22 protein-coding genes and 1 tRNA gene are annotated in these 23484 nt (G+C 60.5%); 7 read left to right on the forward strand and 16 right to left on the reverse strand.

What is annotated here, in order from left to right; all coding sequences use genetic code 11:
* The first annotated feature begins 26 nt into the window (after window positions 1–26).
* A complete protein-coding gene (azf, locus tag MX571_RS02195; RefSeq protein WP_247413961.1) occupies window positions 27–767 on the forward strand; it encodes an NAD-dependent glucose-6-phosphate dehydrogenase Azf in 741 nt (246 codons plus the stop codon).
* A gap of 52 nt (window positions 768–819) precedes the next feature.
* Here the strand turns inward: azf and MX571_RS02200 are convergent, their stop codons facing one another.
* From MX571_RS02200 to MX571_RS02210, 3 genes are all read right to left on the reverse strand, one after another.
* A complete protein-coding gene (locus MX571_RS02200) occupies window positions 820–1713 on the reverse strand; it encodes a hypothetical protein (protein WP_247413962.1) in 894 nt (297 codons plus the stop codon).
* Window positions 1714–1806: 93 nt separating this feature from the next.
* A complete protein-coding gene (locus MX571_RS02205) occupies window positions 1807–2640 on the reverse strand; it encodes a M48 family metallopeptidase (protein WP_247413963.1) in 834 nt (277 codons plus the stop codon).
* A gap of 104 nt (window positions 2641–2744) precedes the next feature.
* On the reverse strand, window positions 2745–3434 hold the full coding sequence (locus MX571_RS02210) for a DUF309 domain-containing protein (RefSeq protein ID WP_247413964.1): 690 nt from the start codon (window positions 3432–3434) through the stop codon (window positions 2745–2747).
* 131 nt (window positions 3435–3565) lie between these two features.
* Here MX571_RS02210 and MX571_RS02215 point away from each other — a divergent pair, with 131 nt between their 5' ends.
* Window positions 3566–4000, forward strand: coding sequence for a MaoC family dehydratase (locus MX571_RS02215; protein ID WP_247413965.1), 435 nt, complete (start codon window positions 3566–3568; stop codon window positions 3998–4000).
* Between the two features lie 42 nt (window positions 4001–4042).
* On the opposite strand, the gene MX571_RS02220 is transcribed toward MX571_RS02215, so the two are convergent.
* Window positions 4043–6064: a hypothetical protein gene (locus MX571_RS02220; RefSeq protein WP_247413966.1), complete on the reverse strand. Its 2022-nt coding sequence runs from the start codon at window positions 6062–6064 to the stop codon at window positions 4043–4045.
* An 807-nt stretch (window positions 6065–6871) separates the two neighbouring features.
* On the opposite strand from MX571_RS02220, the gene MX571_RS22640 reads away from it, so the two are divergent.
* Together MX571_RS22640 and MX571_RS02230 are read left to right on the forward strand one after the other, a co-directional pair.
* The gene (locus tag MX571_RS22640) at window positions 6872–7810 is read left to right on the forward strand and encodes a TIGR02391 family protein (RefSeq protein ID WP_247413967.1); all 939 of its coding nucleotides are present in this window, start codon (window positions 6872–6874) and stop codon (window positions 7808–7810) included.
* Between the two features lie 338 nt (window positions 7811–8148).
* Window positions 8149–9162, forward strand: a complete 1014-nt coding sequence (locus tag MX571_RS02230; RefSeq protein WP_247413968.1) for a hypothetical protein — start codon at window positions 8149–8151, stop codon at window positions 9160–9162.
* Between the two features lie 214 nt (window positions 9163–9376).
* Here MX571_RS02230 and MX571_RS02235 read toward each other — a convergent pair whose 3' ends face one another.
* Both MX571_RS02235 and MX571_RS02240 read right to left on the reverse strand, forming a co-directional pair.
* Window positions 9377–12517 carry a hypothetical protein gene (locus tag MX571_RS02235; RefSeq protein ID WP_247413969.1) on the reverse strand — a complete coding sequence of 1047 codons (3141 nt, stop codon included), beginning with the start codon at window positions 12515–12517 and terminating at the stop codon, window positions 9377–9379.
* A gap of 474 nt (window positions 12518–12991) precedes the next feature.
* Window positions 12992–13420 (reverse strand): hypothetical protein, encoded by a 429-nt coding sequence (locus MX571_RS02240; RefSeq protein ID WP_247413970.1) that lies wholly within the window; start codon window positions 13418–13420, stop codon window positions 12992–12994.
* Between the two features lie 92 nt (window positions 13421–13512).
* On the opposite strand from MX571_RS02240, the gene MX571_RS02245 reads away from it, so the two are divergent.
* On the forward strand, window positions 13513–13842 hold the full coding sequence (locus MX571_RS02245) for a hypothetical protein (protein WP_247413971.1): 330 nt from the start codon (window positions 13513–13515) through the stop codon (window positions 13840–13842).
* Between the two features lie 211 nt (window positions 13843–14053).
* Window positions 14054–14419 carry a hypothetical protein gene (locus MX571_RS02250; RefSeq protein ID WP_247413972.1) on the forward strand — a complete coding sequence of 122 codons (366 nt, stop codon included), beginning with the start codon at window positions 14054–14056 and terminating at the stop codon, window positions 14417–14419.
* A 2-nt stretch (window positions 14420–14421) separates the two neighbouring features.
* Here the strand turns inward: MX571_RS02250 and MX571_RS02255 are convergent, their stop codons facing one another.
* The 9 genes from MX571_RS02255 to MX571_RS02295 form a co-directional block, all read right to left on the reverse strand.
* Window positions 14422–15420, reverse strand: coding sequence for a hypothetical protein (locus MX571_RS02255; protein ID WP_247413973.1), 999 nt, complete (start codon window positions 15418–15420; stop codon window positions 14422–14424).
* Between the two features lie 261 nt (window positions 15421–15681).
* The gene (locus MX571_RS02260) at window positions 15682–15942 is read right to left on the reverse strand and encodes a hypothetical protein (RefSeq protein ID WP_247413974.1); all 261 of its coding nucleotides are present in this window, start codon (window positions 15940–15942) and stop codon (window positions 15682–15684) included.
* Window positions 15939–16268 (reverse strand): hypothetical protein, encoded by a 330-nt coding sequence (locus MX571_RS02265; RefSeq protein WP_247413975.1) that lies wholly within the window; start codon window positions 16266–16268, stop codon window positions 15939–15941. Before MX571_RS02265 ends, MX571_RS02260 begins: the two co-directional genes overlap by 4 nt.
* Window positions 16269–16388: 120 nt before the next feature.
* Window positions 16389–16580, reverse strand: coding sequence for a hypothetical protein (locus tag MX571_RS02270; protein WP_247413976.1), 192 nt, complete (start codon window positions 16578–16580; stop codon window positions 16389–16391).
* Window positions 16581–16675: 95 nt separating this feature from the next.
* Window positions 16676–16942: a hypothetical protein gene (locus tag MX571_RS02275; RefSeq protein WP_247413977.1), complete on the reverse strand. Its 267-nt coding sequence runs from the start codon at window positions 16940–16942 to the stop codon at window positions 16676–16678.
* Window positions 16939–17271: a hypothetical protein gene (locus tag MX571_RS02280; RefSeq protein WP_247413978.1), complete on the reverse strand. Its 333-nt coding sequence runs from the start codon at window positions 17269–17271 to the stop codon at window positions 16939–16941. The genes MX571_RS02275 and MX571_RS02280 overlap by 4 nt, the downstream gene beginning before the upstream one ends.
* A gap of 1150 nt (window positions 17272–18421) precedes the next feature.
* The gene (locus MX571_RS02285; RefSeq protein ID WP_247413979.1) at window positions 18422–19405 is read right to left on the reverse strand and encodes a hypothetical protein; all 984 of its coding nucleotides are present in this window, start codon (window positions 19403–19405) and stop codon (window positions 18422–18424) included.
* Window positions 19402–20490: a tyrosine-type recombinase/integrase gene (locus tag MX571_RS02290; RefSeq protein WP_247413980.1), complete on the reverse strand. Its 1089-nt coding sequence runs from the start codon at window positions 20488–20490 to the stop codon at window positions 19402–19404. Before MX571_RS02290 ends, MX571_RS02285 begins: the two co-directional genes overlap by 4 nt.
* 136 nt (window positions 20491–20626) lie before the next feature.
* Window positions 20627–20699 (reverse strand) — tRNA-Arg (locus MX571_RS02295).
* 161 nt (window positions 20700–20860) lie between these two features.
* On the opposite strand from MX571_RS02295, the gene MX571_RS02300 reads away from it, so the two are divergent.
* Window positions 20861–22327 (forward strand): single-stranded DNA binding protein, encoded by a 1467-nt coding sequence (locus MX571_RS02300; RefSeq protein ID WP_247413981.1) that lies wholly within the window; start codon window positions 20861–20863, stop codon window positions 22325–22327.
* A gap of 37 nt (window positions 22328–22364) precedes the next feature.
* Here MX571_RS02300 and MX571_RS02305 read toward each other — a convergent pair whose 3' ends face one another.
* Window positions 22365–23408, reverse strand: a complete 1044-nt coding sequence (locus MX571_RS02305) for a phosphotransferase family protein (protein WP_247413982.1) — start codon at window positions 23406–23408, stop codon at window positions 22365–22367.
* Window positions 23409–23484: the final 76 nt, after the last annotated feature.

The raw sequence follows: 23484 nt of genomic DNA on the forward strand, positions 1-23484 counted from the left end.
ACACCCACTCACCACTCATTCAGTAAATGGCGCGGGTCCTACTCACGGGGGCGGCCGGGCGCGTCGGCACCGCCATACTCGGCGGTCTCGACGACGCTCACGACTGGCGACTACTCGACCGTGACCCACCGACGGGTGAACTCACGGAGTACGAGTACTTCGTCGCGGACATTACCGACGAGTCCGCCCTCCTCGCCGCGATGGAGGGCATCGACGTCGTCGTCCACCTCGCCGGCGACCCCCGTCCCGAAGCCCCCTGGGACTCCGTGCTCGCCAACAACATCGACGGGACCCACGCCGTCTTCGAGGCGGCCGTCGAGAGCGGCGTCGAGAAGGTCGCCTTCGCCTCCTCGAACCACGCCGTCGGAGCGTACGAACTCGAACGGACGCCCCAGATATATCGGACCGTGAGCGACTACCGCCTCGACGGCAGCGAACTCCCTCGCCCGAAGAACCTCTACGGCGTCTCGAAGGCCGCCGGGGAGACGCTCGGCCGGTACTACCACGACATGTACGACCTCTCGGTCGTCTGCGTCCGCATCGGGAACCTGACGAAGGACCACCCGCCAATCGACTACGAGCGCGGACAGGCGATGTGGCTCTCCTACCGCGACTGCGCGCACCTGTTCGACCGCTGCATCCGCGCCGACTACGACTACGAGGTCGTCTACGGCATCTCCGACAACGACCGGAAGTACTACTCCCTCCAGCCAGCGCGCGACGTGCTGGGCTACGACCCCCAGGACAACTCCGCCGACCACGACTAGGGCTCCGAGTGGATTTTACGATTTGCCGCTCCTCGAATGGAACGAGGGTGCGTTATGTGTCTCGTGCGTTCCTCAGGGCATCAAGAAGTGGCTCTCCGTCCCGATACGCAGTGAGTGTATCAGAAACCATCTGATGGTCGGCTCCCGAAATCTCAAGCGCGACGGTGAGAGCAAACATCAGTGATTTGATTGTTCCGACGTAGGCGACAGCCTTCTGGTACGTGAGGGCGACGTCCATTTGCTCCAATGAGGTGAATTCCTCTTCCTCGTCGTACGCCATGAAATCGATGAGCCAGACGCGATAGACAATCGAGAGAACGATGACGAGTAAAATGAGCTGAATCGCGAGAGAGGCAGAGACATCGTGATACGTCAGCTGGAACAATCGAAGACCAGTCGCTTGCGAAATGAGGAGGACAGCTCCGAGACCTAAGGAGAGTACCAGCTCACCATCCTCCAACCGCTTCTTACCTGTCTCCCGCACATCAACCAGTTCCTCTCGATACCGACCTTCCGTCGAGTAAGAAAGAGAGATATCCCGTTGTTCGACCATTATATCGACCATCACTCCTCTCATGTACCGACATTGCTCGGCAAGACCTGAGAAGTCGATTTTGCCCCCGGCTTTCGTCTTCAGCGATCGAACCTTCCTGCCAAGACGTGGGATTGGGGCCGTCAGGAAGACCAGTGCAGTGAGGAGAATCGTGATTACGAGGAAAAGAACGGTCTTTACCAGTGCTTTCGCAGTCATTCGGATTAGCACCCAAACCAATCGCGTGAACCCAATGACTAGCCCGAGTGCCTTGACGAGGAGAAAGAGCGGGACGGCAATCGCCAGAACAGGAATCGCGACGGACCACCGGAAGGCTTGCTCGTTGAGGGTATAGAGGGCTGCTCCGAAGACGACGAGTGCCCCGAAAGCAATCACCACCTCCTGAAATAACATATTGCGTGAAAGAAATGAGTGTGTGCTATTACACCTTGCGGCGGTCGGAATATATAGGACTGAAGCGACGAGAAAGATCAGTTTCAGGACGACTTACTCCAGCAGGTGCGGCGCGAGGCGCTCGATGCGCTTCTCGGTCCGCGGGTGGGTGGCGAACAGCGTCGCCAGCAGGCCGCGCTCGCCGCCGAAGATGCAGAGCGCGCCGACCTGGCCGTCCACGTCCGGGGCATCCTCGTGGCTGCCCACCGACGCAATCTTCGCCAGCGCACGGCCCAGCGCCTCGGGGTCGCCCGTGGAGGCCACTGCGTCCTCGTCGGCGGCGTACTCGCGGTAGCGTGAGATAGCGAGGACGAACACCATGACGACCGTCTGGACGACGGAGCTGACGACCCAGCCGACGATGGTCACGGCGAAGCTGTCGTCGGCGAGCGCGACGAGCCAGAACACGGCGATGCCGACGATGGACGCGACGCTCTGCCCGAACAGCATCACCGTCACGTCGCGGTTCCTGATGTGCGCGAGTTCGTGGGCCAGTACGCCCTCCAGTTCGTCGTCGTCGAGCAGTTCGAGCAGCGTGTCGCTCACGACGACGACGCCAGCCCCCTTCCGCCCGACGGCGAACGCGTTCGGGACGCCCATGCGGCCGAGTTTCAGGGCGGGCTTCGCGATGCCCATCTCCTCGCTCAACTGCTCGACGGTCGCGTGGATTTCGGGGTGCTCCTCGGCGTGGAGGTCACGCGCGTCCACGCCGCGCAGTGCGAGCCACTTGCCGAGTTTGTACTGGACGCCGACGAACACGACGCTCCCCGGGAGGACCCATTCGAGGCCGAACCCCGCCCGGTTCATGAACAGCGCGAACGCGGCGTAGAACGCGAACACGACGGAGCCCGCGACGAGCATCCGCACCTGAAGCATCCGGTCAGACATATACGAAATGAAGAATTTACTGAAGCCGCATAGCTCTAGGGGCGGCTGTCGGAGTCGCCGCCGAACGGTCGGTCGACGCCAAACGGCCGGCCAGCGCCGGAGGCTCAATCGACGTCGAACAGTCCCTCGACGCCCGACGCCTCGTGTTCGCGGCGGGCGACGTGGTCGCCCAGTCGCTGGACGACCAGCGGACGGTTCCCGCCGGCGACGAGGTCCACGAGCAGCGAGACGAACGGACTCGTCGCCCGACCGTCCGTCAGGTCCGCCCGGCCGTACTCGACGGCCTGCTCGACCGTCTCGCTGTCGAGGTCGTACTCCTCGACGATTGCCTCGACGCACAGGACGACCGTCTCGAACTCCAGCGTGGCCGGGTCGACCGGTTCGCCATCGAGTTCGATTGCAACGGGTCCGTCGCGCTCGACCGTCTCGGGCGTGACCGCGACGGTGCCGAGGAACTCCCGGACCGGGTCGAGCGAGACGCCGCGGTACGTCGACCCGAGGCCACCGAGGTAACCCTGTGCGCTCTCGGCGAGACCGCTGGCCCCCCGCCAGTTGCCCGTCGTCGCGTGGTGGACCGCCGCCGTCGTCTGGATGAGTCCCTGCAGGAGTCGGCGGTCCGGGGAGTCGACGCCGTCGCTCGACCCGCCTGAGCCAGCGACGGTCCCGTCCACCTCGTCGTCCTCGTCCCCGCCGAGTTCGAGCCAGCGGTGTTCCCACGGGTCGTGCGCCGCGTGGAACTCCCCGGCGCTGTAGAGCGCGAGTCCGGCCCGGAGGGACCGCTCGGTCCGGTCCATGCCCCGGCGTCGGAGAGCCAGGGGTAAAGGCCTCCCGTCGCTGTCGACCGGCCCCAGGCGGGAGTCGACCTGCACCGTCGCTCGCGAACGGTCTCGTGAACGCTTACGGTCTCCCGGTCGGACGGTGTGGTATGTTCGCGACCTACGAGGACGTCACCGTCGGCGCGACGGCGTCGTTCGGCGAGTACGAGATGACCCGCGAGGAGATACTGACGTTCGCCCAGCAGTACGACCCACAGCCGTTCCACACCGACGAGGCGGCGGCCGAGCAGTCGATGTTCGGCGGTCTCGTCGCCAGCGGGTGGCACACCGCCGCCGTCACGATGCGACTCGTGGTCGCGGGCCTGCTGGAGGACTCCGGGTCGATGGGGGCCGTCGGCGTCGACGAGTTGCGCTGGCCCAACCCCGTCCGGCCGGGCGACGTGCTCTCCATCGAGGCCGAGATCGTCGACAAGGAGCCGTGGCGAGAGGGCGTCGGCGTCGTCCCGACACGCATCGTCACGACGAAGGCCGACGGCGAGGTGGCCCAGACGTACGTCGGACGAGTGCTCTACCCGATGGAGTAGGTCGGCAGAGCGAGAGCGCTCCCCCGAACGTCGTCTACCCGCCTACTCGTCGTCTCGCCGGGCGTGTGCGAACGAGAACGTCGCCACCTCGCCTGCCGACTCGCGGAGCAACGGAGCGACCTGGGCGGGCAGCCGCAGGTCCTCGCTCCCGAAGTACGGCATCGCGTAGAGCGCGTCGACGGTCGCACCGTCGAACTCGCGGTCCAGCAGGGCCGAGAGCGTCGCCGCTGCGTCGCCGCCGAGCACCCGACGGCGCAGCCCCCAGAACACCGCCGCGCCGTCGCCGACGGCGGCCGTCACGGGAGCGGCGTCCAGTCCGAACTGGTCGAACAGCGACGTCGGGTCGTCGCCGCCGGTCGCCCGAACCCAGAGGTCGAACCGCCGTCGACGGTCGAACCCTGCGTCCGACTCGGCCGACGCGAGCCGGATTCGGTGGTCGAGCGTGCCGGGCGCGAGCAGGTCGGCGACCGGCAGCCGGGTGTAGCGAGTGGTCGTCAACGCGAGCCCACCGAGTCCGCCGAGTCCGCCCGACCGAACGGTGAGTTCGAGCGGCGAGTCCGGCGTCAGTCGGTCGTCGCGCGCTGCCATCCAGTGGGCGAACTGCGACAGTCGCCCTCCACCGACGGCTCGTGTCGCGTCGCGTTCGGTGTACGCGACGGCCGGGTCGAACGGGAGCGCGTACACCCCCCGCAGGCGGCCGTCGTGGCCGTCGTGGGTCTCGACGCGCAGCGAGAGACTGCCGTCGGCGAGGAACCGCTCCGCATCGAGGGCGTGGAAGACGGAGACGTGTTCGTCGTCGTCGACCGACGCGACGGCCGGGTGTGCCCCCGCGACGTCGCCGAGCGGTGTCCAGCCGTCGTCGGCCTGGACCGAGACGCGGTGGCCGTAGAACCCCGGCGAGTCGGTGTGTATCCAGAGGTCGAATCGGGTCCGCGGGTCGACGCCCGCCTGGGCGGCCAGCGTCGCCCGGTAGGCGTACAGGAATCGGTCGCGAGCGAACGTCAACGTGTTCGCCTCGGCGTGGTTCGGCATCGCCGACTCCTCGAGTTCGTTCGGCACGAACGGGTCGAACCCGCGACGGGTCTGCTTGTACGCCGTCCGGGCGTACCAGCCGATGCCGCGGGCACCGGCCGCCGTCGCCGCCCGGAGGTCCATCCGCATCGCCTGCGTGCTGGGCGTGTGACGCGGGTTGATGGTGTGCGCCTGGCCGAGGAAGTACACCGGGCGGCCACGGGAGTGCCGTGCCGCGTTGGTGACGAGACTCCGGACGACGGCGTTCGCGATGGCGGGCCCCGCGTCCTTCTCCCACCATCCCCGGTAGAAGTCGGTGAACACGAAGTCCGGGAGCGAGTCGCGCGCCGCCAGGTCGTCCATCAGGTTCGCGAACACCTCGGGTCTGCGCTGTTCGACGACGTAGGGGAAGTGCAGGAAGATGCCCGCCGAGAGGTCGGGCGCGACGTCGGCGACGGCGGCCCGCTGGCGGGCGTACAGTTCCGGCCCGTACTGCGTCAGTGCGTCGACGGCCTTCCCGTTCCACGCACCGCCCGGGATCCACTCGCCCGCCACGGGTGCCTCCTCCCAGATGACGAGGTTGCCGTCCGGTACGACGTCGGCGTAGCCCTGCGCTGCCGAACGGAGTCGCGAGAGGTGCCGTTCGCGCTTCTCGGCGTCCTCGACGAACTCTCTCGGAGTGAGGGCGTACGGGATGGCCGTCGCGAACCACGGGGTCGCGCCCGCCGCTTCGCTCTCGGCCATCCGGGAGACCACGAGGTCCATCTGCTCCGTCTTCGTCATGTCACCCTGGGAGAACACGATGGCGAGGTCGTGGCGCGCCGCGAACGCTACCGCGTTCTCGAACACCAGCCGGTCGCGCCACATCCCCGGCGGCAACCAGAGGAAGTCCTCCCGCGGGTCGGCCTCGCTTCCGGTCGGCCGAACCGGTGTTCGGTCCGGAGCGACGCGCCGCTTCTCGGCGGGCGTGGGCAGTGACAGTGAGCCACCGAGCGTGTAACAGGCCAGCGCGCCAGCTCCACGGAGGACTGCTCGGCGCGGCGTATCGCTCATCGTCTCTTCGTCACGGGCGAGCGGCGAGAGTCTTTCCCCCGCGCGACCGCAAGAGGCGGCCACGATGGCCGGTTTCTATCCGAGGATAGCGGTCTGAAACCGACTACGTGCCGATTTCGAGTACGTGCCCACAAGATACTCACCACTCCAGTGGGTACCCTCGACGCGGCACCACTGCCGACTGCATGACACGGTGCCGGCGACGTTCGACACCACCGAGCGGTCGGGGCGGTCCGCGACGACGGCCACGGCTCGACACGGTCCGCTCGGTTTCTTTCGACAAACCGACACACACGGTGAGAGACTATGGAGAACCGTCCTGACGGAGTCTCACGCGAACGGAGTGAGCGTGAGGCACGTCAGGGCGTGAACGATGAGGCGAGTCGCTCACCGAGCGACTCGACGAATAAGTGAGCGTCCTGACGGAGATTTGAACTCGCCGAGACTCGCTGGCGCTCGTCTCGTCTGCTCAAATCTCCGCGTTTGAGTTTCCTGCAGCGCGGCCGACTCGCTACGCTCGTCGGCGTTGCGCTGCAGAGAAACGTCCTGACGGAGATTTGAACTCCGGTCCCTGGCTCCGCAAGCCCCCGGAACATGGCACACTGTGCACACCATGAACATCGCCAGAGCGCTCGATCTCTCCTCGCACTGGTCGATTCGACGTGCTTTGGGGTGTTAAACGCGCGCACTCATGGCCCGAGCGCCATGTTTATCCAGATAGTGGATGAACACGACAAGTAGCCAATAATCTCATTCATGGAACTAAGTCGCCACTACAAGTGCAAGAGGTATCTCGGAGAGGAACTGGTGCGAGAGGACATGTATGACGCAGCGATTGGCCACAATGCGTCAGGCGCTTACTTCCTTTTCCAGGGCCAATATCGGGAACCTGGCTACAATGGAAGTAGATGGGGCAATCGGAAAGTTCTCCACATCACGACAGATGATGTCGACTGGTTCAGAGAGGCGGAAGAGGTACTGAGCAGAGCTCTCGGTGATGAGTCGGGAACCACATTTAGTCGTCGAATTTCACCGTTGGAGGGTACTTTCAAGGAATCTGATGACGAGGATCTTGACGAAGAGACCGAGTTTGAGGAAATTGAGATGACCGTCAACAGAGACGGGTTCCATATTGACTGTTACTCCGATGGTAGCATCATTGGTAGTGCGTACATTCCGCGTTCGCCAAAAAATGTCGATGGCGAATATGAGGATAACAGTCACTTGGAGGCACTTCATTTCAATATTTCACAGCTAATAGATTCGTTCGAGCAAGGTGGAGATGATGAAGAAGTAGAGATTGACACAGAGATGTCACTCGCAGGTCTGGACGAAGAGCTGCAATCACGCTGTCTCCCGGCATATCGGTCCAATCAATATTCGGATGCAGCAAAGACAGCGGTCCAAATCGTAGAGGAGCGCATTTCAGGACTGGAGATTTCGGAACTGGATGGTAAGTACGGAAAGGACCTGATGATGGCTGCGTTCACAGAAGACGATGGGCCACTATCTCTCGGGGAAAACCGTAATGAAAAGCAAGGAGTGATGTTCATGTTCGCAGGAGGGTATCAGGCGATTCGTAACCCATTGAGCCACAGACAGCAGGACAGCGACCAGACTCGTCACATGGACCAAATAGACCAGCGGATGGCACACGATGTTATTGCTTATTCGAATCTGCTACTGAACCTACTAGAAAGCGCAGTACGCAGGCGTGAGTCAGAATTAGAGGCAGAAACTGAATAGTAGCCACCAATCCATCGCTGGGATACAATTTGGATTGGAGCATCACACATCGCCGTGCATTCCATCATGTGGTGGCACCAGAGGCCGCTGAGAGTGCAGTCGCCTATGATGTGATGAGCACTACATCTGCACATTACTGTCCCACTCAGATGGCGAGAACGACAGGTAGACACCCTATCATTTCGACAGGAGATTCGCCTCTATCGGTCGATAACGAGCATGTGAGCGCGCGGTGATTTTTGCCGGTTTACTTTCACTCTGGTCCACAAACTCTTTTTGTTAAACACGTCCTACGTGCGATTGTCTCCCACAGAAAACAGAGGAGACGTAGCCGCCAAATGTCTGCACTAAAACTCATACCGTACACGGTCCAGTTGCACCCAACTGGAAAGCCCGACGAGATGCGCGACCTGAGCGCACTCGATGAAGAAGACACAGAAGTTCAGAGCGAACTCACCGCACCAGACATCCCACAAGCAACGGGTGTCGGCACGTTCACCGACCTGTTCCGACAGTTCTGTGAGCACTACGAGTCGGTCCTCAAGGACCTTGGTGAGGACAAGAACGCCGAGCAGTTGGCGAACGTCACGCTCGCACTCAGCTCCCAATGGAAGCATGACAAAAACGTCGTAGAGGGGTATCTCTACCTCGGCAAGTACGGCGTCAGGCGAGCACTCACCAACGTCCCAACCGGCCAGCGTGACGAAGACGGCCGAGAGTTCGAGGACACCATGGAGAAGCCACTGTACTTCCTGATGTACACGCCTCCAGGGGAGACCAACAAGGCCTACCTGTTGCTCGAACGCTCGCGCCGCTACGGTGCGAAAGGTCCCTTCGACATCACGCTCCGAGAGTACGTCAACGAGGCGTACGACGACGGCGCGAACGTCAAGGTCCGACCCATCAAGACGGACGACATCTTCCCGAAGCTCCGCGACGCCGATCTCGCGACTCGGCTTCGACTCGAACGCGACGGCTCGGCAAGCCAACTGCACTCGCGGTTCGACGACGTCTTCGGAGAGGACTCGATGCAACAAGCCATCGAGTTCCGACCAGACGGAGAAGACTTGGAGGTCGTCGTCGACGAACTGGAGTCCTGGTACAACGAGTCACCGAACGCATTCAGTACCATCGACGGAGTCGCGTACGACAACGTGAAGATCACCGTCGAAAACAACGGGAGCGAGGAGACGATCTCGCTCACCAAGGGTGAGACGCAACTTCTGAAGAACATCGAGCTGAGCGACCAAGAGGGCGACATCGCCGACCTGAAGGAAATCTCCTTCAAGGCGCACTCGTTCCTGCGCACGGTCGCAGGGAGCGGTGTCCAGACGGACTCGCTGTTCGACTAGGTCGCCCCAGAGCGCATCTTCTTTTGACGCATGCTATGCTAGTGCATAGGCGGAATTGTGGAAGGTCGTGTATTAGGATTCTATATACGGAACCTTCCGGAATTCACCGTATGCATTAGCATGGCATGATTCGGCACATCTGAGTGCACAAACCGCATCCGAAAGGCCATATTGGGCACCTCATAGGTAGGGGTGATGGCCTCCGAACAGGCCTCTAGGTGTACCAGTAGTGGTGTACGCCGCCGAAGCCGTCGAACTGCTCGATGTCGCCCTCATCTTCGCACTTGGAAATCCACTCTCTGGCCGTGCGCTCTGACACATCGAACTCCTCTACCACTTGCTCGATGGTGAACTCCTCATCGAAGTGGCCGAGCAGCTTCTGGTGCGCCAGTTGCTTCGTGTATTCCTTGATGGTGCTCAGTTCGGTCACCGGCAGTCGAGTGGGCACGTTCGTGACGATGGTGGCGCTCTTTCCAGGATGAAGAAGAGGCCGCAGTCGGTGCACGGCCTGCTCGATCTCTCGTTCGCGCTTCTGTTCGAAGAGGGTGCCTGTGAGGCCCGTGAAGTACTTCGAGCGCACCTGCCTGCCTTTCCCCTCATCGTCCTCGAAGATGTACCGAGAGGGCTCAGGAGCCACCACATCGTCACCATTACGGGTAGTGTGCTCGACGCCGCCGTCGCTCAGGTCGTCTACTTCGAGTGAGAGCAGGTACGCCTGCCTGTGAAGCGCATCTGTCGGTGGGTGATTCGAGCCGAGAATCACGACATGGTCGAAATCCTCGCGGTTCACTGCCTTCGTGCTCCCTTGGTAGTAGATGAACTCAGCGTTGTCTGGGATGTCGTAGAGCTTCTGTGCCTTCTGATGACCCACGAGCAGCACCCTGTCGTGCTTCGCGCAGTCGAACTTGATGACCTGTTGCAGGCGTGGCGCAGCAGCGTTGTAGGGGCCAGTCCCCCTGACAACGCCGGGTGGGTACTCGCCATCGACCAGTTGCGTCACGTCGAAGTCCATCTCGTACTGCTCGTCACCGACGACTCCAGGAGTGCGACCGAAGAAACTCCGATGGATGTCGATGTCGGCAGTCGCGTCGAGCACCAGCACCTTACTCGGTAGATCCTCAGTCGCAGCGAGGTACTCGAAGATGAGCTCTCGGTCGCTGTTGTCGTATGGGTCTGGTATCGTGCCGATAGCACGAGCCTCACGAGTGAGGTCTTCGGCCCAGCCACATGCACACCCACGGCTGCCGACTGCGCCACTAAGCGACGCACTCTCGTGGCACCGAGGGCAGGACCGAAGATGGTCCTCTGCTGCGACGACGCGCCGAGCCGTCTCACCGCTGAACGCACCTGACGCACCAGCGTACATCATCAGCGCGTCGAACCCCATGGGCGTCCCATCCCAGTTGCCGTCCTTCATCTGCTGGATAAGGCGAGCGTTGAACTCCTGCTTGAGCTTCACCAGTTCGGTGAGAGGGTTGTCGAGGGGCTCCATGCCCAACGCGCCGTCGTAGCTATCGACGTCTGGAAACACCGGCTTCTCGTCACGTCGGAGCATGTAGTCCACAGCCTGTCGAGCGAACTCTGAGAACGCACCAGCGTACTGAGCAAGTCGCCCTGGGGTGCTGTTACTCAGGAGTTCGAATTGTGCAGCGATCTTCTCTACTTCCTGAGCGTTGAATGGTGGGTTACGCTCTCCAGTCGGGACTTTGGGCGCTTCGTCGTAGATGACGAACTCTTTCTGGATGGGTTTCAGCTGCTGATGTTCCTTCACTCCTAGAACGTAGTCCTCGTTATCGGCCTTGCTGAGTCGCTTCTTCCACTCGCAGGTATCGTCACCATGTGGTTCGAGGAGGATGTGAGCCTGCACTGGTCCCACTTCTCCCATGACCGAACAGAATTCATCATCCTCGTAGGCCGGGCACATCAGCGGGCATCGTGATGGATGATGAGGGCACTGCTCCTTCGCGTTCTTGTACTTTCGACACCGGCGCTCTCGTGGCTGCTGCCCTCCGATGAGGTGGAAGTAGTGGTCTCCGAAGCAGACCTCACCGATGATCGTCTCCATCATCTCGTCTATCTTCTCGTGTGTGTCGAACAGCACCGAGTGCGCGAGCTCCTGGTCGAGTGCTTCGAGCATCGCATTGGTCGTCTTGCCAGTGCCAGGAGGATGCGTCCAGATGACGTCGCGGTCTCCGTTGAGGAAGTCATCCATCTTCTCTTCGCGCATCTCACGACGAATCTCAGCCACATCGACGGGCAGTGGGTCGTACTCCGGCGGCTCACAGAACTCGGTGTGCGCATCAGCTCCTGCTGGCTTCTCGTACTTGGGAATGTGAGCACCGCGCTCACGAAGCGCCTCGATGGTCTTCCACCACGCCTCACCAGTGGGCTGTTCTCCGACGATGGAGACGAGCCCTTCTTCGAGTGCAACGAGCTTGGTCGCGGTGAGGTGGACATCGCCCTGACGGTATATCCACCCATCTTCGAGTTGTGCGAGCCGAGTCCCACTCTCGCTTTCTGCGAAGCTCGGATCGAGGTCGAAGGTCCCACCCCCTCGGTCGTTCGTGACAGTGCTTTTCAACCAGATGTCGCTCGGGCGGACGTGATACGCAGCGTCGAAGACGTCTTGAATGTCGTGAGTGGTCTCGATGTCGCCGAGCTCGGCACGGCTTCGAGAGGGCTCTCTGTCCTCTGAGGGCGTCGGAGTTCGGAAGGTGCCATACTCCTCACAGATTTCATCAAGCACTTCCTGAGCATTCTGAGTGGACTCAGGCGTGCCGACGATGTGGAGCCCCGTCATCGCACAGGCACGACTCTTCTCGTACACCTCGATGCCAGCGTTCGGGAACTCGTCTAACTGAGGTTGCAGGGGCGCTTCGACTGCTGCACCTCTGAGGTCGTCAGGGAGATCTCCTCGTGCGTAGATGTGAATCCCAGTTCCCGATGTGGAGATATCCGCGAACGAGTCACAGCGCTCGATGTACTCCAGCACCGTTGGATGAACCTCACCAGTTTCCGGGTTCCGAGCCTTGTCGAAGTCGATGAGGACGTAGTTGTGGTCGTAGTCGTCGCGGTTAGGCAAGACGAATTCGAGCCCGAATTGCGGCTGCTCAGCGTACATCTGAGCCGTCTCGAAGTCGACCTTCGCTTCATCTTTGGACCACTGAGATCCCTTCATCGGGTTGTGCGGATGCAACCACGGCGCTCGTGGTGCTTTGGGCCTCCAGCTTGCTCCAGGGGCATAGACGCACCAGTAGTCCTCTTCTTTCCAGTCCGAGGGGTAGACTCCTTCTTCGATGTCGAACGGCTCGATGGGCTCTGTGCGCTCATCGAGAACATCGAACGTCTCCGTCACTGTACCACCAGAATCCTTACTTGGACAGACGTGCGACTATCAGCCGGACGTCCGCAGATGTTTCTGTAGGCGTTCATATCACACTGTGCCCAGGGGCGTGACAGCGCCGATTCCTGGGCATTCACCCACTTCTTTAGTGAGTAATTGGAAATTTGACCAAGAGCAAATTAAGTATTTCTACCAGCGTCACTTTGCGACAGGAGCTACTGTCTGAGTGTCAGAAAGTGAAAAAAGATAACTCGGGCTATTCGAGTGGGAATTCCTATACGCCCGTATGGAAATATGTGACAGATAGATTCATATCGGTCGAAGTCCTACTAAGAAATAGAGCCGCGCATGGCAGTGTGGGCTCGTTCAGATCGTCATATCGCATTGTGTCCGGGTGGGCAACCACCCCTCGTCTTAAATACTCGACGACGGTTTCGTAGGCGAACTTCGCTTCAGTGTCCACGCTGAGGTAGCACGGCTGGAAAACTAGTAGAAGTCAGCAAGTCCCGACTGCTCGGGGTGTTGGAATCGAAGCTCGTTGACGTCTGAGTCGCACGTCATACAGAGGAGCATGCGCATCTCCTGCTCGACGCCGTGCTCGACGAGCTGCTCGGCTTCGCAGTTGATGCGCTCCTCACCGCACTGGTCGCACACCCAGTGCTCAGGGTTGTCAGTGTGGCCGAGAGTGTTCAGGTCGTACGGGCATGGGTATTCAGGCCACCACGACTCTCGATTCCCATAGAGGACATCCTCCTGGATCTCACGTGGCGCACCGGCAGCGACTGCTTTCACCACATCATCGTTCTCAGCATCGCACTCACGACAGAGCAGAGTGAAGAACTCTCGCACCTCGTCGCCATCGTGCATGAGCGCGACTACTGGTTCTGGTGCATTGCCGCAGATGCACTCCATCATTACTAGAATCTAATACCTCAGGAGGTAAATAGCCTCACTTCATCACACGGTAGTTATACACGAAATTTGGTCGTCGGGATACTATAGATACTATGGCAGACGAACCTGTGCGCCATCCCATCGACCTCAGCCTCTCGACAAAGAGCGTCAGTCCGAATCACGACACGGGCAGCATGCGTACGGACGACGACGACCTCGTGACGTACCTCGAAATCAGTGAAGGCACATCGGTTGTTCTCTCTGAACTCGCTGCCGAGTTGGAGATCAAGGCGAGCTCTACGTACAAAATCGAGGCACGCAAGGACGGCAAGCCTACCGCCGTTGAAGCGATGAGCGAAGGGACGACTCGGTTCGACACCAGCGACTACGACAGCGTCTCCATCGCATCGTATCCTGGTAGACTGTGGGCTTCGTCGTTCTGAGTAGCCTATTCGAGGCCGCTTTCGATGGCGTAACAGGTAGGGGTGAAGGCCTCCGAATGCGGCTCCGTCTGCGCCATTTTCACTCCGTGATTCGAAGCGTCACACTCTGACACGGCTGAATATGTTCATATCAGTATAATATAATATAGATATACGACCAGTCACGGAAATCCGGGTGCTAGAGACACCCAGACTGGTCTGCAACAAGACCATGATACGCAAACAGCTGAGAGTCTATCAGTTTACCGTGTGCAGTAACGGCGTCGTCAACGTCAACGACGGCGAGATCACTCGTTCGGTGCGACTCGATGGTGCGGATGCGGCACGGTGCAGTTGTGGCGACGACGACTGTGTCCACGTCCGTTTGGTGAACGAGCACCCCCACATCATCAGAGAAGCGCTGGTGAACTCCTGTGACATCGTTTCGGTCGATGGTGGTAACCTCATCTTCGAGCCAAGTGAGCGTGGAGACCGGCTTGTCGCCTTCTCAGACGTGAGTGACTGGGATGGCGTCACGGACGCACTCAGGAAGCGCGGCATCGGTCACGGCGCTGTGTACCACCTGCCCGATTTCTAGACTTATTGACCACTCTCCTGTTCCAATGCGGCATTATCGTTCTTGGCAAACTTCGATACGAGCTCCTCAACTTCTTCTTCAGCCACCCCGGTATCTTCCTCCAGAAATCGTTGGATGATTTCCTTCTCATCCTCCAAGGTATACACCCCTGTCTGTTGGATCCTCTGACGAAGCGCTTTCACGAACGCATCATCGGCTTCTGTGAACACACCACTCCGGTTTTCTTCAAACAAGTCCTGAACTTCTTGTATATCTACGTCAGAAGGGTCGTCACTTTCGCGAATTCTCTCAACAACCCCTGCCATTTTTCTCACCATCTGGCGAGCCCATTCGGGAGCCGTATATCCCTCTCTGTCATGCAGTTCAGTGAAGTACTTGTTGCTATAGACACCCCAAAATCCGCGCTCAACGCGCATAGAGTGAAAGAGGGGAGAGACATTAGAGACAGACTCTGCGACATACAGCCCACTCGAACTTGATACTACTTCGACTCCAGTACTGAGCCGACTGAGTTCCATCCAATTTGGTCCCAGCTCTCCGGTGAATTTGAGTTCGATTTCGTTTCCCCTAGTTTCTGAAATGATCACCGTGACCGAGTCTGCTTCAACAAGATCTGTGATTACTGCGTAGTTCCGCACCCAATCGGTTGGGCTCGTTATAGTAGAGTTGCGCACGTCATCAGACATCCTGACCAAGATGTCTTTTTGTAGTTTGAATTTATCCGAAACCCTTCGGATTTTGTAATCGCCTACTGCAAATACATACCCGAAATCAGAATCAAATGAAATCTTCACCCCCGCGTCTGCTTTTGCGAGGCCCTGAAACCCTTCAGTAGTCTCTCCCGCTGCTTTCCAAGTGAATCTGACTCCCTTTCTTGAGCTAACACTGAAATCCGATTTCGTATGTTCGCTTGGAGAGGTCTCGTCAAACCCGATGTCGAAGTTGTCCAAGTGCGAATACGGTTGGAAGAGGAGCGATTCGAATTGACCGACAGTTCCCACTTCCAGTTGCTGACTGGGTGGCCAGTTGATTCCCCAGCCCAATTGCAGATACAGAGATCTCACAAATCTAGTGGGTAGTTTTTTAGTCATATTATCTACAAGAACCTCAGAAGGCAGTAGGTGTTAGTAGGAAATAATGTCGTCGACAGATGCGTACAGGAAGGTAAAACAGACCAACAAGAGTGTCACGTGCGTGCGCCACACTGTGAATCGAGTGCGGTGTGAAAGCGAGCATTCACTGCGCAGCCTCTATCTCGCATTTTAGATCTCTTCTTTCTCGAACAGCACCGGACCTCGCGTCTGGATGGTCACGAAGTTGAGTCCCGAGTTGTCCATGAGAAGGATGTGGTATCCCGGCTCGTGCATTTCTGCCTCTGATGGGGTATCACCTATCCAACTGACGAAGGGGACCTCAGAGTCGATGTCGAGGCACTCAGCAGCAGTGGTGACGTATGTCGGGATGCAGCCGTACTGGTACACCAGCGCGTTGTCACCGTTTGGACGAATGTTGATGCGCTTCACTGCTTGATGTAGTAGTAGGGCTTCGTCAACTCGATGACCTTCATGCGACCATCCTCGACGAGCGCATTGAGACGCTTCTTCAACGTCGGCTGAGAGATCTGCTCGTCCAAGAGGCCGTCTAACTGTCTGAGCGTGAACTGCTGGGGTGCTTTCTCGTACACCTCGTCTGCGCTCAGGGAGTAAGGGCCGCGACTTCGTCGCATCTTCGCCAGCGTCTCATCAGAAACCGTCTGTTCGAGGTCGTGCGTCGGCTTCTCGTGCGTCTGGAGTACGTGCACGCCGAGGTTGTGATACTCACCGTCGCAGTAGGGGCATTCGAGCGGCATCTTATGTGGAAATGAGATACGCCATCAGCACGGCGATAAGTACGACGAGAGCGACTGAGGCGAAGCCGAAGACGATGCTCAACAGGACCGTAATCAGGGCTGCTTGGCTGAGCTGCACCATCATTTCCGGAGAACGTGTATCAGGTACTCGCCTTCGTCAGCTGCTTTGAGCACGACGTCCGTGAGGAGACCCGGCTCAGTGAAGCGTGTGGCACGAGACCCCTTCTGTTTCGAGTGGAGCAGTGGTGCTACGTCTGTGGGATGCTGCTCTTCGAGCCAGATATCGAACTCCCCGTCCGTCTCAACGAGCACCAAGAGCTCTCGGCACGGCTTCGTCGCGACGCCTTCGATTCGAAGCTGCTCACCAGCAGTGAGTGATGCGCAGTGAGGCTTCTCAGGAGGTAGATTCATCGCTCGTAGGAAGTACCGTTCTTTGTCAGCTCCTCGACCTCGACAGAGATCGGCTCGTCCGTTCGGAGCGTAACGGTGCCCTCTTCGTCCGGCTTGATGACGTACTTGCCTGCCTCGATTTGCTCTGCACGGGTCTTCTTGTTGCCCACCCAGTATCGGAACGGCACGTCTGAGTAGACCTCGAAGTGCCATTCTCCCTCCATCGAGACGATTTTGAATCGCCTCACGCCGTCCTCGTCGGCGCTGATGTGGACACGCTTCATCGGCCGAACACCGCGAATCGGTAGGTCGCTGCCTCGTTGAGTCGAATCTTCAGTGTCGTGGTGCTTCCGATGTGCTCAAAGACGACCTTTCGGTCAGTGCAGTCCTCGTGCACCTCGCTCACGACGCCGTCCGTATCGTTGCCCAGCTCCCCACTACGGACGTCTTCCGAGACTACGATGTCGTACGATGGGGGCTCGTCTTCGCCCTCTTCGCCGTTGATGATGAGCCACGCCGCTTCGTCAGCGTGGTGTGATTTGACCGTGAGCTCGACTTCACGGCCTGGTTCGAAGTTTTCAATCCGGTGCGATTGTTCGATATATCGGGACATTCCCAGTAGTATATTGGTTCCCCACCGCCATTATTGTTGCATAAATTACATGCAGAAGAGCACAGCTAATCGTACCGCTGTGGTGCGGTTTTAGGTTAGATTGAAGGTCAGAGAGGTATAATAATTGACTGTGCTGTAACAGGCACAGTTCTGTGCTTCGGCTCCAAACTCGTTCCCCGGACATTGGGGGTCGTCGCGTGAGATGGCGTTTTCGCGTCACTCTCACGTGTTAGCACAGGTTGGTACCCTGTGCTGGTTAACTATATGCACGAGCTGACGACCGCTACAACGCGGCGTCGCTCGTGTTAGGTGCACAGGGGGTTTTCCCCTTGATGCACCCTTAGCGCAGAGGGCTACCTGTCCCCTGCGCTGTTGAGCTCGGCGACATGGCCGAGATTCGATCCTCTTTCGCAAAGTGGGTCTACCCACCCTCGCTTTGTCCCCTTCACCAACTGTGGTATGCTAGTGCATACGGTGAATTCCGGAAGGTTCCGTATATAGAATCCTAATACACGACCTTCCACAATTCCGCCTATGCAGTAGCATAGCATGATTTCCTTCTGTGGTTATCCCTTCTAACAGACAGAGCACACGCTGAGAAGGGACTAAGCCGCCTCAGAGAGCATTATGGCACTCAAATGGTGGATACTACACGCACACTATCGAATGCCCTCGGTTGGTGTCTACTGTACTCCGAGATACAGTTGGAGCTCACGCAGCTCCGAGCTGCAATCGAAGCACAGTCGCCGAGTTCCTTGCTCTCCTGCGAGCATGAGTGCCTCACTAGAGAGTCTGTCTGTGCATCTTCCGCCGCACCGAGCGCACCGATGGCTGCTGAGTCTGTCACGGCACTCAGCACAGAACCTGATTGGTTCGCCGTCTAAACTGTCAGAGGGCGTGCTGTCGTCGATCTCGTTGCTACAACTAGCGCAGGTATACATCCTTTTGGCTTCTCCAGGCCAACAGCCAACTGGTATCCCACCAGTTTCTGAATGACCTATTAGATAGATAGTTCCCTTTAACCAAAGTGCTAACTGTTCTACACTTTCGTTGGATTTCCATCTGCTAATTGTACTGTTCTCCACTGTTCTTCCAAATCCAGAAATCCGAGTGTCACACACCCATCAGATTCTGCTATAGCATGCTAATGCTACTCCAACTCAGAAGTGTGAGTTGGCCCCTCTTCCAGATCACTCAGTGAGACGTACCGATGCCCCTGCACGAAGCCGATAGAGCGACCCGACTCGGCCGTCTTGTCGTTCTGGATGGGTTCAGTGAGGCTGAGGTCCTCTTCGAGGAAGAAGACCTGTTGTACCTCACCGATGCGCCGGCCGTCCTCACGACGCATCTCAGCAACCACAGACGACAGCTGCTCTCGTTGGTGCTCAGTGAGGCCTTCGTGTTCCTCGACGCCAGTAGCGGTGAGTTCGACGTCGTCCACCCTCGACAGGATGCGCGGAATCTCCGTCTTGATCTCCCCATCGGTGTAGAACGCGATGTGCTCGGCTGGATCGAAGTAGCGACCAGACTGGCAGAAGTAGAGGCCATGCTGTTGGTACTCCGGCCACGCTCGTCGGGCAGCGACGACGATGACGCGGTCGGCTGCATCGCTGGTCAGGTTCTCGCTCTCGATGAAGCGCACCAGTTCACGCAGGAGGAACGCCTCACGCTCAGTCGGCACGGCGACGCTGTCCTCTGCTGTGCCCACGTCACGTCCGAGCACACTCTCGACCGCCTCGACCAGAGCATCGAAGTTCGCCCACACGATACGTTCGTCATCTGGAAGTGCAGCAGGTGGCTCGGCATCGGGCGTCAGCACCACAAGTCGCCCTTTGTCCGCTGAGTCTACATCGAGGGCCTTCAGATGCCGTTCGAGTTGATCTCTGTCGACGGCGTCCTGTGCCGTCTTCGTCTCGACGTAGATGGCAGCCGATGACCGGATCACGGCATCCGGGACCGACCCATCGCGTACGGGCTGGTTCTCGAAGGTCAGTAGTGGGAAGTCGCTCTCGTCGAGCAGTGATTCGAGGACGTCTTCGAGCAACGCGCTGTTGCAGTGCTCGAACGCCGCAAGCACCGTGCCAGTGACGCGGTTCTCGCCCTGTCTGTAGGTGGAGAAGAGTGGGTTGGTCATCCCATGCGCTCCAGTGCGTCCTGACGGTCCTCGACCGGCGCTTGGTCGTACTTCATCGTCGTCTGCTCCGACTTGTGGCGCAGTTGCATCTGTGCAGCAGCAAGTCCGGCTTCGCGTGCCATGTACGTACCTACGGAATGACGTATCGCGTACCACGACAGTTGCCGATTCTCAGTGGAGATGCCGGCGATGTCGCAGAGTTCGTCGAGCAGGTACGACAGGGCATGAGAGCCGTAGGCGTTGCCCTCACGAGTCAGCCAGAGTGCATCGGTGTCCTCATAGAGGTCGACGAGTGGACGCTGTTCGAGCCAGCGACGCAGCATCTCGACGGTGCGCGACTGAAGCCCCACGACCCAGTTGTCCTGTGACTTCGACGCCTGGTCTTTAGGGATGCGCAGCACTCGATTGTCGAGGTCGACCCACCCGGTCCGTGCTCGCTCCACCTCGATGGGGCGTAGACCTGCATCGAGTGACACGGAGACGAGTGATGGGATCTTCCACCCGTTCGCACGTCGCCAGTCGTCACGGGTCACTGACCCCTTCGTCTTGCCGTAGCGTTGCGCGAGGTAGGCGTTCCATCTGTCGCGCTCGTTCGGTGAGACGCTGTTGTAGTGAGGGATGCTGCCGTAGTCGAGTGCCGCGTCTCGAATCCGAGGGCGCTCCTCGCGCGTCAGGAACTCTCTGGGTGTCGACGTCTGGTTCGGGTTGGTGAACGTCAGTGACGGCTCCCACGGCGACCAGTCGTGCTCGTGAGTGCGCCACTTGTAGAGAGTGCGCAGCGCCTTCTGAGTGTTCGCTCTGTGATCGCCTGAGTAGTCACCATAGGCCAGGTGCTTCAGGTACGCGTCGGCATGCTCGTGCGACACTGAGGTGGTGTAGCCTTCGTCGGCCCACACCCACCGATAGAACTTGTCGACGCGGTAGGCGCGGACGTCCATCGTCTGCTCACTCAGTCCTTCGACACGCTCTGGATGCTTGCCGAAGGTGAGCGCCCACTGCACCCAGCTGTCGAAGTGCTCCTCGTAGTCGAGCGCCTGTCGCGTGTTGAGCTCATCGAGCGTCGATTGTGGGACGCTGATGCTCATGGTGCTGTTTGGCGGCAGATGCTCGAAAACCGCAACACGGCGGCGGTGCTCCTCGTTCGTCGAATGTCGTTGGCTCTCAGCATAGGTCGACGTGCGGAGGAGAAACACGTCTCTACCCTGTAGAGACGTTGAGAAGCGTCCTGACGGAGATTTGAACTCCGGTCCCTGGCTCCGCAAGCCAAGAGGATAGTCCACTACCCTACCAGGACTCATCCATCGATACCCCGGAGATACGTAAGACGGTTACGGTTCGTCCGGCGGGTGTGCGCCGGTCGCACGGCGCGAGGGTTCAAGCCCGAAGCCGGGACCAGCCGTCGGCATGTCCGACGGACCGACAACGATTAACAGCCCAGTTGCCATGACCGAACCAATGGGAGCAATCGAGGATGTCTACGCGGACCTCGACACCGACGTCTCGGAGGAGGAGTTCCGCGAGGCGGTCGAGCAGAAGGTCGAGCAGATGGACGGACTCGCGGACGAGGAGACGGCGGCGATGCTCATCGCCCACGAACTGACCGACGAGGAGATCAACGGCATCGCCGACATCGACGCCGGGATGGAGGAGGTGAAGTTCCTCGCGAAGGTCGTCAGCGTCGGCGACATCCGGACGTTCGAACGCGACGACGGCGAGGGACAGGTCCTCAATCTCGACGTCGCCGACGAGACGGGGCACGTGCGGGTCGCGCTCTGGGACCAGGACGCCGCGGCCGCCGAGGAGGAACTGGCCGCGGGCGACGTCCTGCGCATCAAGGGGCGACCGAAGGAGGGGTACAGCGGCCTCGAGGTCTCGGCGAGTCGCGTCGAGGGCGACCAGGACGCCGACATCGACGTGGACCTCGCCGAGGACGGCACCATCGCGTCGCTGTCGCTGGGCCAGAGCGACGTCAACGTCCGCGGGAAGGTGCTCGGCGTCGAACCGGTCCGGACGTTCGACCGCAACGACGGCTCGGAGGGGAAGGTCTCGAACCTCGTCCTCGGCGACGAGACGGGCCGCGTCCGGGTGACGATGTGGGACGAACAGGCCGACACGGTCGAGACGCTCTCGGAGGGTATCTCGGTCGAGATCGTCGACGGCTACGTCCGGGACCGCGACGGCACGCTCGAACTCCACGTCGGCTCTCGGGGCGCTATCGAGGAGACGAACGAGGAGGTGAGCTACGTCCCGGAGACGACGGCCATCACCGACCTGGAGATGGGCGATATCGTCGACATCGCGGGGGTCATCCGCTCTGCGGACCCCAAACGCACCTTCGACCGCGACGACGGGTCGGAGGGGCAGGTTCGGAACGTCCGCGTGCAGGACAAGAGCGGCGACATCCGCGTCGCGATGTGGGGCGAGAAGGCCGACGCCGACATCGGGCCGGGCGACGAGGTGCTGTTCGCCGACGTGGAGGTCAAGGACGGGTGGCAGGACGACCTCGAAGCCTCGGCCGGGTGGCGCTCGACCGTCTCCGTCCTCGAAGACGGCGCGACCGACGCGGGCGACGTCGACGCGGCCGCCGAGTCAGCGACCGCGAGCCAGTCCGGCGGTGGCGGCGGTCAGCAGTCGACCGGACTCTCGGCGTTCGCGTCCGACGACGGCGACGGGAGCGACGACGATGCGACCGACCAGGGCAGCACGGAGGAGACGAGCGCGGACGGGACGAACGGCGACACTGCCGACGACGGCCCCACCGAGTTCACCGGGACGGTCGTCCAGACGGGCGACCCCGTGATGCTCGACGACGGCTCCGAGACGCTCACCGTCGACACCGACGCGGACGTGCGACTCGGGCAGGAGGTCACGGTCCGCGGCCGACTCGTCGACGGCCGACTCGACGCGGACGACGTGTTCTGACCGGCGGCGGCGGTTCGGGGTGAGACGGCGGCTCCGGCTACGCTATCGCGCCGAGCCGCCGGTCCATCTCGCGCTCGACCCACTCGGCGAGTTCCTCGGGGGACTCCTCGACGAACTGCAGGTAGTTGTCGAAGAACCCGGACCAGCTGAGTAGCCAGACCGGCCGATAGACCGGCACCCGCTCGTCGTAGCCCGCGGGGAGGCCGTCGGCCGTCTCGCGGTACCCCTCGAAGAAGCCGTCGACGATCGCCTCGGGACCGGTGACGCGGACGCCGTCGAGGTAGCAGCGGCCCCGGTGGAGGTCCCAGACGGGGTCGCCGACGAGGGCGATCTCCCAGTCGAGGAAGCCCACGGCGTCGTCCCCGACGAAGCAGTTGGGTTTCGCGGTGTCGCAGTGGAGGAGCGCCGCCGGGGCGTCGTCGAGCAGGCCCCGGTTCGACTCGACGGCGTCGAGGACCGCGTCGAAGTGGTGGTCGAACCGGTCGGACGGGCTGTAGCCGCGGTACCACTCGACCCAGTCGAGTAGCACGTCGGTCCACGAGGCGGTGTCGAGGTCGAGGGCGTCCGCGTCGCCGCCGACGACGTGCCCCGGCACGTCGAACCGCAGTCGGTGGAGGCGTGCCAGCGAGGCCCCGACCCGTCGAGCGAGCGCCGCCCGTCCGGTCACGTCGGCGCCGTCCCACTCGTCCAGCAGGTTCGGTCCGTCGACGGGAGCGGTGGCGAGGTACGGGACCCGCGCGTCGGGGTCGCTGGCGAGGACGGTCGGGACGGGCACGTCGCCGTTCGCGCCGACGTAGTCGACGACGGCCCGTTCACGTCGGATTCGGGTGCCGTCGCCGTCGGTCGCTATCTTGCAGTACGCGCGCTCGTCGTCGGCGAACGCGACGCCGACCGTCTCGTTCAGTTCGTTCCACGAGGGGCCGGTGCCGGTCAGGTCCGTGACCGCTCGGTGGGGGAACGCTGCGTCGAGGGCCGTGGCGATTGGGTCGGCCACGTCGGCCTGGCCGTCCACGTCGAACCGGTCGGCCCGTCCGTTCCTGCCCCCCTGACCGTCGGAGTGGTCCGCGTCGTCCGCGTCCATGGTCGGCCGTTTCGTCGGTCGGTCAAGCCGCTTGCGGTGGTGTGTGAACGGCGCTCACGCACCGAGCGCCGTCGCC

The organism is Halomarina salina (genome assembly GCF_023074835.1).
In the GTDB taxonomy this organism is placed as follows: domain Archaea; phylum Halobacteriota; class Halobacteria; order Halobacteriales; family Haloarculaceae; genus Halomarina; species Halomarina salina.

Bases quoted from the DNA above. Each gene is read 5' to 3' on its own strand.
- azf (WP_247413961.1), top strand. From the start codon at position 27: ATGGCGCGGGTCCTACTCACGGGGGCGGCCGGGCGCGTCGGCACCGCC.
- MX571_RS02200 (WP_247413962.1), bottom strand. From the start codon at position 1,713: ATGTTATTTCAGGAGGTGGTGATTGCTTTCGGGGCACTCGTCGTCTTC.
- MX571_RS02205 (WP_247413963.1), bottom strand. From the start codon at position 2,640: ATGTCTGACCGGATGCTTCAGGTGCGGATGCTCGTCGCGGGCTCCGTC.
- MX571_RS02210 (WP_247413964.1), bottom strand. From the start codon at position 3,434: ATGGACCGGACCGAGCGGTCCCTCCGGGCCGGACTCGCGCTCTACAGC.
- MX571_RS02215 (WP_247413965.1), top strand. From the start codon at position 3,566: ATGTTCGCGACCTACGAGGACGTCACCGTCGGCGCGACGGCGTCGTTC.
- MX571_RS02220 (WP_247413966.1), bottom strand. From the start codon at position 6,064: ATGAGCGATACGCCGCGCCGAGCAGTCCTCCGTGGAGCTGGCGCGCTG.
- MX571_RS02230 (WP_247413968.1), top strand. From the start codon at position 8,149: ATGTCTGCACTAAAACTCATACCGTACACGGTCCAGTTGCACCCAACT.
- MX571_RS02240 (WP_247413970.1), bottom strand. From the start codon at position 13,420: ATGATGGAGTGCATCTGCGGCAATGCACCAGAACCAGTAGTCGCGCTC.
- MX571_RS02245 (WP_247413971.1), top strand. From the start codon at position 13,513: ATGGCAGACGAACCTGTGCGCCATCCCATCGACCTCAGCCTCTCGACA.
- MX571_RS02250 (WP_247413972.1), top strand. From the start codon at position 14,054: ATGATACGCAAACAGCTGAGAGTCTATCAGTTTACCGTGTGCAGTAAC.
- MX571_RS02265 (WP_247413975.1), bottom strand. From the start codon at position 16,268: ATGCCGCTCGAATGCCCCTACTGCGACGGTGAGTATCACAACCTCGGC.
- MX571_RS02275 (WP_247413977.1), bottom strand. From the start codon at position 16,942: ATGAAGCGTGTCCACATCAGCGCCGACGAGGACGGCGTGAGGCGATTC.
- MX571_RS02280 (WP_247413978.1), bottom strand. From the start codon at position 17,271: ATGTCCCGATATATCGAACAATCGCACCGGATTGAAAACTTCGAACCA.
- MX571_RS02285 (WP_247413979.1), bottom strand. From the start codon at position 19,405: ATGACCAACCCACTCTTCTCCACCTACAGACAGGGCGAGAACCGCGTC.
- MX571_RS02290 (WP_247413980.1), bottom strand. From the start codon at position 20,490: ATGAGCATCAGCGTCCCACAATCGACGCTCGATGAGCTCAACACGCGA.
- MX571_RS02300 (WP_247413981.1), top strand. From the start codon at position 20,861: ATGGGAGCAATCGAGGATGTCTACGCGGACCTCGACACCGACGTCTCG.
- MX571_RS02305 (WP_247413982.1), bottom strand. From the start codon at position 23,408: ATGGACGCGGACGACGCGGACCACTCCGACGGTCAGGGGGGCAGGAAC.